This window comes from Sphingobium sp. AS12 (genome assembly GCF_019097845.1).
Lineage (GTDB): Bacteria > Pseudomonadota > Alphaproteobacteria > Sphingomonadales > Sphingomonadaceae > Sphingobium.
On record NZ_JAHRGM010000020.1, the window covers coordinates 22,309 to 34,460 of the forward strand.

Sequence of the window (12,152 nt, forward strand, 5' to 3'; positions counted from 1 at the left end):
CCCCGTTTGAACACGAACTCTTCAGGGCATCGCGCCTAAATATGCCAAAGTTCAGGCCGCCGCCGCGGTGATAGCAAAGGGATCGACCAAGCTATGGATAGGCTGCGCGCGTCCCATCCATGGTTCGGGCTTGATGGCGCGAACCCAGTCGGCAAAGGAAGGAATAAGTCCCAGATCCTCGATGACATGCTGTTCGGCAATCAGGCGCACGGGAACAATGCGGCCCGTCGAAAGGGTGATCGTTGGCCCAAAGAAATGCTCCGCCATGAAAATGCCTTCGGCATGATGGCGCAGGCTCCGGTGCCGATAGTCGGCGATGATGAGTTTGGACGGCTCGTCGAACCATTGGTGGAGAGGCAGGAAATCTTCGGCCTCGCCGCCCCATTTGCGTACGCTCGAAAGCGCATGATGATAGCAATGTCCCATGATCCGCTCCTTTAGAAATGGTGGGTAGATTCTTCCGTGGCGGTATAGCGGTCATAATGGTCGAGCCGGATCGTTCCTGCGGCAACATCGAAGGTAAATTCACCAAAGGCCCCGTCTCCATTTTCCCAGCCCGGATGGGCTGAACCCAGTAAATGATAGGTGATATTTTCCAGGGCCTGGCCCAGCGGGACCGTTTCGGATTTGGGGATATGCTCGCCCCAAGGCAGGACCAGCATGTTCACCGGCGTATCGGTTATCGGAAGGCTGATACCCTGTGCATCGCGCGCTTCCATCTCTTCGATCTGGCCACTATCGCCCGATCCATCGAAACGGATCAGCACCATGGCCATGCCAGCAGTCGCCAATATTGCGAAAATATTGGTCTTGTTCACCGGCAGAAGCTGGGCCTCCTGCGCTTCCCGGCGCGCCCATCTGGCCATGATGTCGTCTACCTCTACAGGCGACACAGACCCATCGCCCCGTTCTGATCCTTCTTCCATGCGCAGGCTCCTTCATAGCTACGCGATGATCCTGTCATCGCGCCACATCCCCCCTCCTCCGCTCCTATCCTGGGGCCGCAAGCTTGCAGTCGCTCACTTAAGAGCAATGCCCCGACACTCGCCTTAGACGCCTGCCCGCCACGCGCGCAGATCTGCGATCAGAATGTTTCAGGATTTCCCGGTGGCACATAGGCGAGGTAGGGATCGCCTTCACACAGATGCCCGAAAGGCGTCATGATATAAGCCTCTCCATCCCGTCCAACCGCGCACAGAACATATTTTGGTTCGCCCGTCGCGGAATCGGTACATTCCATCAGCGCAAGATTGCCGTCTTCCGCTGCCCGCAGCAGCGTTTGAAAATTACGGCTGTGATGATCTGGTATCGCCATACTGGCCTCCCCAAAAGAAGGGGACGGTCGCTCATGCGCCGTCCCCGGTTTAGTAGATTGGACGATCAGGCAGCGGCGCTGCGCCGGCGCATAGCGCCAGGCCTGCCCACGGCCTCGGCCGGGGCCTGATCCGCCTTGCGGAAGGCATGGATTGGAATGCCCGCCTTGCGCAGCGCCTGGTAGAGATTGGCCTGAATGCCCGATCCTTCGCCCAGCACCGCTTCGACAGGTTTCAGTTCCACCATCTTGCGGTTGCGCAGGAACGGGGCTTTGCGACCGGACCCCGCCAGGGTGTAAGCGACCAGCGGCACGCCGCGGTCACCGGCCCAGGCCGCGACGATCGCGTCGAACCCCTTGCGCTGGGCTGTTGTCACCAATGTCATGTGCGGCACCCGCTTGCGCACCAGATCGAGCCGGTCCCATATCGGTTGCCAGTCATGCCAGTCGGCATGGCCGGAGGCGACCACAATCGGGCCTTTGGGCAGATAGCGCTCGCGCGCAGCCAGATCGCGGGCGCGCATGAAATCCTGCACCGCGATCTGGGTGGCGCTGGATGCAGGCGACGCCCGCGTCCCCCGGGAGGGCGACCAGGGCCAGCCCGACTGGGCGCTATACATATGGGCGGCATAGTCGCGCATACATTCTATCGCTTCGCGCTGCTCGGTGGTCGATTGGCACAGCAACTGCCGTTCTTCCAGTTCGCTGTTGAAGACTTCGGAAAGATCGGGCCGCCGCAGCATGTCGCGGAGTTCATCGACCAGCGCGTCCTCGCGCCGCTCCAGTCTGGACGCCACGAAATGGAAGCTGTTGACGAACCCCCAGGCGATCTCGGCAGCCAGCGGTTCGAGCCGCGTACCAGCGAACAGGTCGAAGATGGTGGCAATGACGGCCCCGCATTCGGCCTGCGCAGCAAGCGGTTCGGGCATGTCATGTTCGCCTGCGCTTTCGCCCGGCTCAATGATGCTGAGCGGAATCGGATCACCAAAGGCCCGCTGAAAATCGGGACTGGCGGTGATGGCGGCATAGAGCGTTTTAAGATCAGCAAAGCTGTCGACGCTGCGGGCATTATCCTGGGACATGGATTGTCTCCTGGGTGATGGCATGACAAAAAAAAATGGCCGGAGAAGCGAATGCTTCCCCGGCCACAGTGCGGATGATCAGCCGTTCAGCCGTTCAAAGTCGGCTTGCCTGTCGAACCCCGCGTCGGCACCGGCCAGCGACCCGTCCATGCCGGCGGTGCTAGCGCCAAAGCCGCTATCCTCTGCCCGATCATAGCCAGCGTCACCGCCGCCCATCCGGTCATAATTGGCGGCGCCAAAGCCGGTGCCGCCAAAGTCCGAGCGCAGCGTGTCACGCCGCCAGGCGATCGAATAGCCGCCATTGTCGGTCGGGAAAAAGGCCACCGGCAGCGGTTCGGGCAGGCTGGGATCATCGATATTGCCGGCGAGGAATATTTCGCCCGACTTTTTGGCCACCGCTTCCCACAGCGCACCGACCTGCACCCAGCGCCGTGCGACGTTGAGCGCGAGGATTTCATAGACCGGCGCACGGGGGTTCTGGCTGTCGACCTTGCGCAGGCCGATGCGGGGGAGATCGATGGTGCGGGTGGCGACACGGCCTTCCAGACGACCATTGACGATACGAACTTCTCCGATGTTCATTGACTTAACCTTTCCAGATAATCGCTCGAAACCCATTTCCGGCGACAATCTTTTCAGATCCTCCTCTCCTCTGATCCTGCCCTCGCCCCCTGCGCCACTGGTAGCGGCGACCCGCTGCCTTTCCGCCTTATGCCCCCAAGGCCCCACGCCCCACCGCGCTTTCTTTTTGGGCAAACCCCCTCCCCACGCGGCAGGGATTTGCGCCCGTCAGGGCCAAGACCCGCGCAGCGGGGCTTGGGGCGCCAGCCCGCCAGCCCGGTGCCCGCGCACCGCGCGGGCAGCCGCCCTTCCCCAGTTCCGATATCATTCCACGCTTGACGCCCATCGTCCCGGGACGACAGAAATGGCGCATGGCCACATCCAAAACCCTCAATCAGACCAACCTCGAAGCGCTTGGCGCCCAGCGCCTGGCGCAATTGCTGCTGGAGCTTGTGACGGGGGACGCGCAGGCCAAGCGGCGGTTGCGGCTGGAGCTGGCCAGCGTGCGTGGCAGCGGGGATGTTGCCGGCGAGATCGGCAAGCGGCTTGCGACCATCGCCAAGGCGAAAGCCTTTGTCGACTGGCACAAGGTAAAGCTGCTGGCAGCGGACATAGAGACGCAACGGAGAGCGATCATGGATCATGTCGCCCCCCATGATCCGGCGACGGCGTTGGATCTGATCTGGAAGCTGGTTGCCCTGGCAAGGCCAGTGTTCGATCGCTGCGATGATAGCAGCGGCCAGATCGGCACGATATTCGCCACTGCGTTACCCGATCTTGCGCCCTTGGCCGCGGCAGCGAAAATGCCAACCGCCCGGCTAGCGGACAGGGTATTCGATAGCGTCTGCGACAATGGCTATGGCCAGTTTGACGGACTCATCACCCTGATGGCGCCGGTTCTGGCGGAAGGCGGCCTCCGCTTGCTCAAGACCAGGTTCGAGGCGATGGCGACAAACCCTCCGAAACGCCAGGCGCAGGCCGAGCGGCAGGTCATCGGCTATGGGTCAGGCGGCGCCATCTACGAGGATGATATGGAGATCCGGCGTCACGCCCGCACGGTCCAGACTGCGCTGCTGGATATTGCCGATGCTCTGGGTGATGTGGATGCTTTCATAGCCCAATATCCCATCGAACAGCGCGACAATCCCGCCATCGCCGCGGCGATAGCCGAGCGCTTGGGCGACGCGGGCCGGACGGACGAGGCGATGGCGGCTATCGAGCACGCGCAGGCCGTAAGGCAGAAAGGTGGCCACTGGCCGGATTGGGACCGGGTGCGGATTGCTATCCTCGATTCCCTGGGCCGCACCGACGAGGCGCAGGCCGAACGATGGGATAGGTTCGCCACGGCGCTCGACGCGCAATATCTGCGGGCATATCTCAAACGCCTACCCGATTTTGACGATCTCGACGCGGAGAAGAAGGCGCTGGCCCACGTCCGCGCCTTTCCGTCCTTATCCCATGCCCTGCATTTCCTGCTCGCCTGGCCTGATATGGAGGGCGCGGCAGCTATGGTGCTGGCGCGCGCTGACGAACTGGATGGCGATCCTTATGAACTTCTCAACCATGCTGCCGAAGCACTGGAAAGCCGCCATCCGCTGGCGGCCACATTGGCGCTTCGCGCGATGGTCAATTTCGCGCTGGAACGGGCGCGGGTCAAACGATATCCGCATGCCGCCCGCCATTTGGAGAGCTGCGCGCATCTTGCCTGCAGGATCGATGATTATGGCGATCATCCCGACCATGAAACCTATGTAGCAGCGCTCCAGGCACAGCATGGACGCAGACGGGGTTTTTGGGAGGGCTGAGCGAGACCATTTCTGTTCAAGCGACCAGCGCGACAATATATTCCTGAAACCTGGGCGCACGACTGGTCGTGCGGAAGGGCTGCAAAGGGTTCGCCGTGCGAAGGATGAACTGGCTGACGCCGGTCTGCCGCTGGCGTTGCAAGGCGACGGCGTAAGAATTTTCGAACGAGGACAGTCGCTGGCGGCGCGGCGATAGCGATGCCGCAGGATCGGCGTTGGACATTAAGACTTCTCCATCAGGGGCTTTTTATGCCGATGGCTTTCCACCAGAATCACTTTGGTCTTTCATGCTATCGGCCGGTCGGTTCCCCGCACGCCAGGAACAGCCAGGCACATCATAGTCGGCAGCAACATCGGCAACGCGCGCCCTTGCCTTTGCAAAGGCCTGTTCTGCGGGAATGCCAGGCCCGCTGGTCGCACCAAGATCTAGTTCAGCGCGCAATATGTCGAGCCGCGTATGCCCTATGAAAGCTTGCCCTTCTGGCAGGCGCGTTTCCAGGCTGGAACGGTCAGGCATGATAAAACTCCTTCGACGACGTCCAATATCATTATTGATATAGTCCGGCATGGCCAGGGCTTGTCAAAAATACAGACCCGGCGCGCTTGTGGCAGGGAGACAAAGTGCGCGATCATTCGACATCGAATATCGGCCAGCAAGAGGATGGAGGTTCATCCCGGTCGAACAGCAGCCAGGATGCTCCGCTCGCATCGGCTGCCGAAAGAAGCGCCCAAAGTTGAGGCGAGATGTCCGGCGGATCGGCGGCCTGGCAGGCGGCGATGCCGCAATGAACGAAGAAGCCGTAGAGATGGGGTTCGATAACCAGATCATCGTGCGCGACATGCAAGCGGCCGTCATCGCCACGCGGCGCTGCCCTGATCAGCATTTCGATCTTCTGTCGCTCGGCGAGCGGAATATGCATAGTGGACAGGGTGAACATCGCGGATCGTCGCATATCAGGCCTCCCCCAGAGCAGGACTTTTTGGAGGGTCTAAAGGCGTCATGGCGCCGGTTCCAATGTCAGTTCGACGCCCGTACGGGTCGCTGTAACCGTGAGAGTGCGGTCCGGCGGTATCAGCCATTGCACCTTGTCGGTAAGCCTGTCGCGGATTTGCCGCAGCAGAGCCTCCTCCTCGCTCAGCAGCAACGCATAAGCGTTGTTACGCGCGCTTCGTTGAAAATTATCCTGCTGGGTTTCCCAACTGTCGCAATCGCTGTCATCCGATGACCTAAAAAGGCTCAGCTCCATTTGCCAGGCCAGATCATCGGGTGAAACGACGGCGTTCCTTCCAATAAGGATGATCGCATCATCGAGATCATAGCCTTCATTGCGACACACCAGCATTTCAAGCGGGAAGCATCGGTTCGTAAGCGTCGCGCCAGGCAAGGCGCAATCGGCGATCCCCAGTTCGAGCGTGATTGCGTCGGCCCGTCCCGATGTGCAGGAAGGATCCAGTTCGGTGTCGGCCTCATAGATATGTTCGAGGCCATTTTGCTCTATCACAAAGGCAAGAGTCTGCAGGCGGGGCAGTCTGTCATACCAGTCATAGCCAGAAAATTCCGGCGCGATCCGTACCGTGCACATGCCGAGCTTTTCCGGCGCATTCAGTATCGGCGCAGCGCCTTGCTGAAGATCTATCTCCATTGCGGGCACGACCAGCATATCAGGAGACGATATGGGTTCGCCCTGATCGCACCCCATGCTGTCGACGGTCATTGGTGCCCAGCATGGAAGCCAGGGCGCTGCATGCGGCAGCATGATGCCCAATGCCCTGGCGCGCGTCCATTCCGTAAAGCCCAGTCGATGGTCGCCATTGTCGCAGATCATCCGATAAATAGCGGCTTCTGCAGCGATCTTGAGCGCGTCGAGCCCTGCATTGCGGACCATTTCCTTGCGCGCAGGCAGAACCAGTTGCAGATCGGGCGCGTCGATAATGTCGACCTTCACGCACCATTTGTCGATTTTGCCGACCTCCGAAACGAACGGCAAATCGCAAGGCACGGTAAGCCCATGAAAATTAATACGGGCCATGTCGACCGGCTGGTAGCCGCGCCAGCCGAAAATGCCGATGCGGCAGCCCTGCCAGTTTTCGACCCGAACAGCTTCGGCGAGGAAATCCTCCCGTGGCAGTGGCGTGCCTGACAAAGTTACCGGCAGCGGAAAATAGCGGGCGGCGTTGCGGGCAGCGGCAAGCAAATTCTTGGCCCATGCGTCCGGCAAAGCGATGCGCAACTGCGTACCGCCGGTTATGGCGCAGGGCTGGATCATGAGCGGCGACAGGCTCTGCCAGCCCTGATCGGGGATCTCGACCATCCAGCCCCTGCCCGCGCTGCGCGACCAGGATCGTATTTCGACTTGACGTCCTGCAAGGCTGAACATGCCCATGCCGGCCGGATCTTCGCGGTGGGCAACCGTATCATTCCAGCCTGAATAGCCAAGAGTCAGCAGCGCAGCCGGGTCATCGATGCCCGAACCGTCATCACTTACAACAAGGATGGGGGCACCATCGGAGCCTTCAAGATCCAGATTTACAGCGCTGGCGCCAGCGCGGCGGCTATTTTGCAGAAGTTCGTTCAGCACATCGTGGATCGTGCCATTGAACAGACGCGTGACGCGCGTGATGAGGGACGCGCCCACCTGTGGGGTGATCGTGAGAGGTAAAGCCATGATATGTGTCTCCTTGGACAGGCGGTCATTTTCCACCCCTTCTCAAAGTCCCCCTCCCCTCCGATCGCAAATGCGACGCTGCCAGGCCGATCGGTGCAAAGCGACATGCCGTGGGCGTGCTCCATGCTCACCAGTCATGCACCAGCAATTGCGGCAGCGTTGGACCATCGCAGTCGAAATGCAGCAGATCGATGCCGCGCCGCCGCGCAAAGAGGATGGCCGCCATCAGATCGGCAGGCAGGGCGCGTTCGCAATCGGCTGACATAGAGCGGGTCGACAGAAACCAGCCATGGGCGTTGCGCGCCACGGTGGTTGGCGCTTCATGGGCGTGGCCATTGCACCAGCTATCGAGCAGCAGCGCCGTGTTCATTGAGAGATGCGCGGTGGAAAGCAGCTGATATTTGCCGATCATGCCAATTGCGGGCGTGGGCGACTGTTCTGCAGGTCGGCTGCGCAATTCAGGATGGGTGCGGGCGGGCATGGACGATCCCGCCAGTAGCGAGGCAAGGCCGTGCTTTGCAGAGGAAGGCATAGGAAAACTCCTCAAATATATGGTGTAGGAGGTGTGTCTGCGCGGCGACATGGCGTGGTAGACGCACGATCAGGCCAGCGATGATGTCGCCGTGCGCCGAAGATCCGGCACCCGACTATTGTCGTAAGCGCTCTCGCCCGACAATTGCAGCGCCTGCTGCTCGGCGCGATACCAATCGGGTGCATCGATCCGGTAGGTTTCACAGGCATAAAGGTCAGATCCGCTGAAGAAGTGGATATCGACGCGAAAGCTTTGGAGCGAATGCTGGGACGAGGTCCGCATGATGGCGTCCTTTCAAGGGCGAGCGTGACGATCGCCTTCCAACGACCGTCACTGGTGGGGGAATGGGGGATTGGGCGACGCGGTGCCGGGATCAGCCGGGTTTAATGCGCCCGTTCGAGTAAGCGGCGTCCCTTCGCCTCAACGTCGAGACGGCTGTCCTGGTTGGATTTGGACCGGGCATGGGCGGTGATGCCCTGGACAAAGTCGAAAATGCTGGCAGGCGGATGACCTTCTTCGGCCAGCACGGTGGCGATGATCTTGCCGGTTTCGGCCTTGGAAAAACCCTGACCTCGCAGGAATGTCTGGCGATCTTCGTCGCTGCGGGCAACGATGCGCTCGCGTGCGGCGCGAATGCCCTGGATGAAGCCGCTGGCGGAGGAATCAGCGAAGTTTTCAAGTGCAGGCGCGGCTTCATGGGCGAAGCGATTGGCGGCAAACTTGGAGTGGCGGATCGAGATTTCCTCGAAATTCTCGACACCCCACAGATTGCGATTCATGCAGACGGCGCGCAGGTAGAAAGTGGCAATGCCCAGCGTCTTTGACCCGACTTCCGAATTCCAGCAGTAGAAGCCGCGGAAGAACAGGTCCGGATCGCCATTGGCAAGGCGTCCGGCCTCAATCGGGTGGGTATCATCCACAAGGAAGAGGAAGACATCGCGATCGGACGCATAGAGCGTCGTCGTATCGCGGGTTACATCGACAAAGGGGTTATAGTGCATTGAAGACCAGTCGAGGACGCCGGGCACTTTCCAGCGCGCATCGCCCACGCCGTCGCCCGCGATCTTCATGACTGCGGCGACCAGCTCATGATCCCAGATGCGTCCATAATCAGGACCTGTGACCGCGCGCAATTCAGCGCGGCCATTTTGCGTCTGAAGCAGCTTCACCTGTTCTCCGCGATGTGCCAGCAGGCCATGCTGGAGATTGATGCCAGCAAGCGCAGCGGGCAGCGAGCGCAGATAGGAAGCGGGTGCACCGACCAGGCTGGAGAGCTGGCCAAAGGACCAGTTGGTGGGCGCGATGGGCATATCCTCGCCCGGCGCGAACAGGGTCAGGCGTTCCGGATTATCGGCACGCGCCTCGACCCGGAGCGATCGGCTTTCGACGATCCGTGTCGTCGCTCGCTCGGCCCGCGTGCGGACATTGTCGTAAAGGTCGGTCAGCGACAGGAATTTCTCGTCATCGGGACGCGAAAACCATTCTGACGAGACACGGCTGACATTATGGCCGCGGGAAATATCGACGCGATAGGCACCCGTTACCGGCGCACTGTCGACAGGGATTGCAAGACTGGACATGGGAGGCTCTCCTCATAAGAGTCATGAAGCCAGGGCAGCGCCACTGATCCTCGCAAATCCCTTCCCCCCTCCCTTCCGCATGTCTGGCCATGGTCCTGTGTCCCACAAACAGCGTGTCACCGTTCAGATCACGGCACCGCTCAGGGCGGCAGACAGAGCATGATGGGTGCTTTCAAATTCGAGGCGATCAGGAAAGATGGCGCACCACCCGCCGCGGAAATGTCCGACGCGCGGTCTGGAACAGACTTCCGCCCATTCAAAACCGATCGGTGCCTGTGCCAGGCTTTGGGCACAGCATCGCTGGATTAGCATGGCGATCGGCGCAGGCTGAAAATCCGTCATCCCGCAAATTACCACTATTCGCATGTCCCGATTATCCCGATCGACATCGAACTGGGGCTCAGCGCCATAGTCGGGGAAATCGGGATCGTCGAAGAGGCTGAGCAGACCCGACCATGGATCGTGCGGTTCACGCGGGGGAAACAAAGCAATCAGAGGCGCGGAGGGGGTGTCAGGCTCGACTTCATCACGCAGTGCCATTACTGCGTACCAGGCTTGGCCCAATGTTTCAGCCTCTGCCATATGGCATGTGAGCGCAAAACTACCCTGAATATAAATGTCAGCCATTATCCGGACCTCCTGCGATGTCTGCGACGGCATTTTCGACCATACTGATCGGCGGTGGCAGAAAGTTAGCGAATTCTGCCCGCTTTCTGATCGCATCAATCGTACCCAAGGATTGTATTTCGCAGAACGAGAATATGACACTGCCGTTTTCATTCAGCTCGAAATGGCGAAGGACGCCGTTTCCCGTGTGCACGACCTTTTCTGGACCATAGACGCCACTGCAACTTCCTGACGTCCGAACAAATGGTATGCCGTTTGAAACGCAAAAATCTTCGGTGATGTCGAAAATGCCCCCGTTGAGATCGAATGCGTGCGCCTCAATCACCTGTCCTGTTACGATGTCGCCCGATTTAAGAAATGACCCCTCCCAATCCGCACGACCGCCATCCGCCCTGATCGCATGGATCAGATCAGGGGTTAGGGCATGGGATAATAGACCCCCGATGCTTATGGAGGCTGATGTACGATCGCCCATGTCGAAACTCCTTTATCTCCGGTTCACAGGCCGAGTGCCTGCCTTTCGCCCCCCCCCTTCCCCTTTGACAACTCACGGCCCGGATGGCTAAAGTCCTGTTTTTGAGCTGCGGCTCCTGCAGCGCCGACATTCTCACCATGTCTTGGACAGGATATTCCCATGACCGATGCCGACCAGCCCGACTATACGGTTCTGACCGTTCAGTTGCTCAGCGCCTATGTCACCAATAATATGGTGCCAAGCGCAGATCTGGCAGGGTTGATCCAGTCGACGCGTGCAGCGCTGGTGGCGCAAACATCGGCAGCGGAAGCAGAGCCCGTACCGGAATACACGCCTGCGGTCAGTGTTCGCAAAAGTCTCGCCTCCCGCGAGCATCTCATCAGCCTCATCGATGGCCGGCCTTATAAAACGCTCAAGCGGCATCTGGCCTCGCATGGCCTTACACCAGCGCAATATCGTGAGCGCTATGGTCTTGCGTCAACCTATCCCATGGTTGCACCGGGCTATTCCGCGCAGCGCCGGGAAGTGGCGCAAAGGCTTGGCCTTGGACAGCGCGGAACTGCAGCAAAAGCCGCCGCAGCGAGCGCTGCTAATGCGTCGCCGGCCACGAGCGAGCCGACCATCGCTGATGTCCCCACTGAACAAGCGGCTGTGCCTGTGACGGGCAAGGAGCGGAAGGTAAAGACGCCTAAAACAACGGTCGCAACAAGCCGGGCCAGGCCTGCAAGCGAGGCTGTATCTGCGCCCATAGCATCAACCGCCGATGAAAAGGTGTCCGCAACCGACGCTCCAAAAGACGCCATAGCGACATCTGCCGACATTTTACCGCCCAAGGCATCGCGCAAGGTGAAGCCAGCAGGAGACCAGCCCGTCGCCAAGCCTGCGCAAAAAGCGCCATCCAAAGCCAGCATATCGGCGACATCTAGTGATGCGATCGCGCCTCCGGTTGACACCGTCAAAGCCTCGAAGCCTGCGAAAGCGAAACGTCAATCGAGCGTCACCGCGAAAAAGACGGCAGCGGAACCCGCACCTAAAGCTCGCTCTGCAAAAGCCGTAAAATCCCCTCGCAAGACCCTCGGTATCAAAACGCCCGACGCACAGCCCGCGTCGGAAATGGCGGAAAGCTGACCTGGTCCGAGGCATCGAGTTAAGCAGGACAGCCGCCGGGGTGCTTGGGTTCCATGAGCTTCGGCGGCCAATGTCTGACCTTAGGATTGCTACCTGCGAGTCCAGATATTCAGGCTGTCTGCATCTTTTCAATGGCGGCGGCAACATCCTGGATGTTTCCAATGGCCACCGTCATTCTGCGCAGTGCTTCTTCGCGCGTGTCGCAATCCTCGGGGTTGCCCAACTCAATCATCAGAAATGTGAAGAGCGTGTCGCGCATCGCGCGAACCTGCTCGATATCTTCGACATGGGCGAAGTCACCCTCGCAATAGGCGTCGGCGCATGTACGCTGAAACGGATTGAACATCAGTTTTCCTTGTCAGATAAGCGGGTACGGCATTGGCA

At 60.0% G+C, this 12,152-nt stretch carries 17 protein-coding genes; 2 read left to right on the forward strand and 15 right to left on the reverse strand.

The genetic code is table 11. From position 1 onward, the window contains the following. Positions 1–51: 51 nt before the first annotated feature. The 5 genes from KRZ98_RS07720 to KRZ98_RS07740 form a co-directional block, all read right to left on the reverse strand. Positions 52–426 (reverse strand): hypothetical protein, encoded by a 375-nt coding sequence (locus KRZ98_RS07720; RefSeq protein WP_217673062.1) that lies wholly within the window; start codon positions 424–426, stop codon positions 52–54. An 11-nt stretch (positions 427–437) separates the two neighbouring features. Next, on the reverse strand, positions 438–926 hold the full coding sequence (locus tag KRZ98_RS07725; RefSeq protein ID WP_217673063.1) for a DUF6878 family protein: 489 nt from the start codon (positions 924–926) through the stop codon (positions 438–440). 158 nt (positions 927–1,084) lie between these two features. Next, positions 1,085–1,315: a DUF6117 family protein gene (locus KRZ98_RS07730; protein ID WP_217673064.1), complete on the reverse strand. Its 231-nt coding sequence runs from the start codon at positions 1,313–1,315 to the stop codon at positions 1,085–1,087. Between the two features lie 65 nt (positions 1,316–1,380). After that, positions 1,381–2,394 (reverse strand): DUF2493 domain-containing protein, encoded by a 1,014-nt coding sequence (locus KRZ98_RS07735; protein ID WP_217673065.1) that lies wholly within the window; start codon positions 2,392–2,394, stop codon positions 1,381–1,383. A 78-nt stretch (positions 2,395–2,472) separates the two neighbouring features. Beyond that, a complete protein-coding gene (locus tag KRZ98_RS07740) occupies positions 2,473–2,976 on the reverse strand; it encodes a DUF736 domain-containing protein (RefSeq protein WP_217673066.1) in 504 nt (167 codons plus the stop codon). A 350-nt stretch (positions 2,977–3,326) separates the two neighbouring features. Here KRZ98_RS07740 and KRZ98_RS07745 point away from each other — a divergent pair, with 350 nt between their 5' ends. Beyond that, positions 3,327–4,760: a DUF6880 family protein gene (locus KRZ98_RS07745; RefSeq protein ID WP_217673067.1), complete on the forward strand. Its 1,434-nt coding sequence runs from the start codon at positions 3,327–3,329 to the stop codon at positions 4,758–4,760. A gap of 16 nt (positions 4,761–4,776) precedes the next feature. On the opposite strand, the gene KRZ98_RS07750 is transcribed toward KRZ98_RS07745, so the two are convergent. From KRZ98_RS07750 to KRZ98_RS07790, 9 genes are all read right to left on the reverse strand, one after another. After that, the gene (locus tag KRZ98_RS07750; protein WP_217673068.1) at positions 4,777–4,983 is read right to left on the reverse strand and encodes a hypothetical protein; all 207 of its coding nucleotides are present in this window, start codon (positions 4,981–4,983) and stop codon (positions 4,777–4,779) included. A gap of 24 nt (positions 4,984–5,007) precedes the next feature. Then, complete coding sequence (locus tag KRZ98_RS24020; protein ID WP_254798194.1) at positions 5,008–5,328, reverse strand: hypothetical protein; 321 nt, start codon at positions 5,326–5,328, stop codon at positions 5,008–5,010. A gap of 61 nt (positions 5,329–5,389) precedes the next feature. Then, the gene (locus KRZ98_RS07760; protein ID WP_217673069.1) at positions 5,390–5,713 is read right to left on the reverse strand and encodes a hypothetical protein; all 324 of its coding nucleotides are present in this window, start codon (positions 5,711–5,713) and stop codon (positions 5,390–5,392) included. A 45-nt stretch (positions 5,714–5,758) separates the two neighbouring features. Next, entirely contained in the window at positions 5,759–7,426 is a 1,668-nt protein-coding gene (locus tag KRZ98_RS07765) for an ATP-binding protein (RefSeq protein WP_217673070.1), read from the reverse strand. 127 nt (positions 7,427–7,553) lie between these two features. After that, positions 7,554–7,958 carry a hypothetical protein gene (locus KRZ98_RS07770; RefSeq protein ID WP_217673071.1) on the reverse strand — a complete coding sequence of 135 codons (405 nt, stop codon included), beginning with the start codon at positions 7,956–7,958 and terminating at the stop codon, positions 7,554–7,556. 69 nt (positions 7,959–8,027) lie between these two features. Further along, positions 8,028–8,240 carry a hypothetical protein gene (locus tag KRZ98_RS07775; RefSeq protein ID WP_043150405.1) on the reverse strand — a complete coding sequence of 71 codons (213 nt, stop codon included), beginning with the start codon at positions 8,238–8,240 and terminating at the stop codon, positions 8,028–8,030. Between the two features lie 101 nt (positions 8,241–8,341). After that, a complete protein-coding gene (locus KRZ98_RS07780; RefSeq protein ID WP_217673072.1) occupies positions 8,342–9,538 on the reverse strand; it encodes a DUF932 domain-containing protein in 1,197 nt (398 codons plus the stop codon). A 123-nt stretch (positions 9,539–9,661) separates the two neighbouring features. Further along, positions 9,662–10,165, reverse strand: coding sequence for a hypothetical protein (locus KRZ98_RS07785; protein ID WP_217673073.1), 504 nt, complete (start codon positions 10,163–10,165; stop codon positions 9,662–9,664). After that, positions 10,158–10,640: a hypothetical protein gene (locus KRZ98_RS07790; protein WP_217673074.1), complete on the reverse strand. Its 483-nt coding sequence runs from the start codon at positions 10,638–10,640 to the stop codon at positions 10,158–10,160. The genes KRZ98_RS07785 and KRZ98_RS07790 overlap by 8 nt, the downstream gene beginning before the upstream one ends. A 159-nt stretch (positions 10,641–10,799) precedes the next feature. On the opposite strand from KRZ98_RS07790, the gene KRZ98_RS07795 reads away from it, so the two are divergent. Continuing rightward, positions 10,800–11,768 (forward strand): MucR family transcriptional regulator, encoded by a 969-nt coding sequence (locus tag KRZ98_RS07795; protein WP_217673075.1) that lies wholly within the window; start codon positions 10,800–10,802, stop codon positions 11,766–11,768. A gap of 109 nt (positions 11,769–11,877) precedes the next feature. On the opposite strand, the gene KRZ98_RS07800 is transcribed toward KRZ98_RS07795, so the two are convergent. Beyond that, positions 11,878–12,114 carry a hypothetical protein gene (locus KRZ98_RS07800; RefSeq protein ID WP_217673076.1) on the reverse strand — a complete coding sequence of 79 codons (237 nt, stop codon included), beginning with the start codon at positions 12,112–12,114 and terminating at the stop codon, positions 11,878–11,880. Between the last annotated feature and the right edge of the window lie 38 nt (positions 12,115–12,152).

What these genes read in the sequence shown, in the direction of transcription:
- KRZ98_RS07770 (WP_217673071.1), bottom strand. Translation starts at nt 7,958, where the DNA reads ATGCCTTCCTCTGCAAAGCACGGCCTTGCCTCGCTACTGGCGGGATCG.
- KRZ98_RS07730 (WP_217673064.1), bottom strand. Translation starts at nt 1,315, where the DNA reads ATGGCGATACCAGATCATCACAGCCGTAATTTTCAAACGCTGCTGCGG.
- KRZ98_RS07725 (WP_217673063.1), bottom strand. Translation starts at nt 926, where the DNA reads ATGGAAGAAGGATCAGAACGGGGCGATGGGTCTGTGTCGCCTGTAGAG.
- KRZ98_RS07790 (WP_217673074.1), bottom strand. Translation starts at nt 10,640, where the DNA reads ATGGGCGATCGTACATCAGCCTCCATAAGCATCGGGGGTCTATTATCC.
- KRZ98_RS07800 (WP_217673076.1), bottom strand. Translation starts at nt 12,114, where the DNA reads ATGTTCAATCCGTTTCAGCGTACATGCGCCGACGCCTATTGCGAGGGT.
- KRZ98_RS07780 (WP_217673072.1), bottom strand. Translation starts at nt 9,538, where the DNA reads ATGTCCAGTCTTGCAATCCCTGTCGACAGTGCGCCGGTAACGGGTGCC.
- KRZ98_RS07775 (WP_043150405.1), bottom strand. Translation starts at nt 8,240, where the DNA reads ATGCGGACCTCGTCCCAGCATTCGCTCCAAAGCTTTCGCGTCGATATC.
- KRZ98_RS07720 (WP_217673062.1), bottom strand. Translation starts at nt 426, where the DNA reads ATGGGACATTGCTATCATCATGCGCTTTCGAGCGTACGCAAATGGGGC.
- KRZ98_RS07735 (WP_217673065.1), bottom strand. Translation starts at nt 2,394, where the DNA reads ATGTCCCAGGATAATGCCCGCAGCGTCGACAGCTTTGCTGATCTTAAA.
- KRZ98_RS07740 (WP_217673066.1), bottom strand. Translation starts at nt 2,976, where the DNA reads ATGAACATCGGAGAAGTTCGTATCGTCAATGGTCGTCTGGAAGGCCGT.
- KRZ98_RS07765 (WP_217673070.1), bottom strand. Translation starts at nt 7,426, where the DNA reads ATGGCTTTACCTCTCACGATCACCCCACAGGTGGGCGCGTCCCTCATC.
- KRZ98_RS07760 (WP_217673069.1), bottom strand. Translation starts at nt 5,713, where the DNA reads ATGCGACGATCCGCGATGTTCACCCTGTCCACTATGCATATTCCGCTC.
- KRZ98_RS07750 (WP_217673068.1), bottom strand. Translation starts at nt 4,983, where the DNA reads ATGTCCAACGCCGATCCTGCGGCATCGCTATCGCCGCGCCGCCAGCGA.
- KRZ98_RS07785 (WP_217673073.1), bottom strand. Translation starts at nt 10,165, where the DNA reads ATGGCTGACATTTATATTCAGGGTAGTTTTGCGCTCACATGCCATATG.
- KRZ98_RS07795 (WP_217673075.1), top strand. Translation starts at nt 10,800, where the DNA reads ATGACCGATGCCGACCAGCCCGACTATACGGTTCTGACCGTTCAGTTG.
- KRZ98_RS24020 (WP_254798194.1), bottom strand. Translation starts at nt 5,328, where the DNA reads ATGCCGGACTATATCAATAATGATATTGGACGTCGTCGAAGGAGTTTT.
- KRZ98_RS07745 (WP_217673067.1), top strand. Translation starts at nt 3,327, where the DNA reads ATGGCCACATCCAAAACCCTCAATCAGACCAACCTCGAAGCGCTTGGC.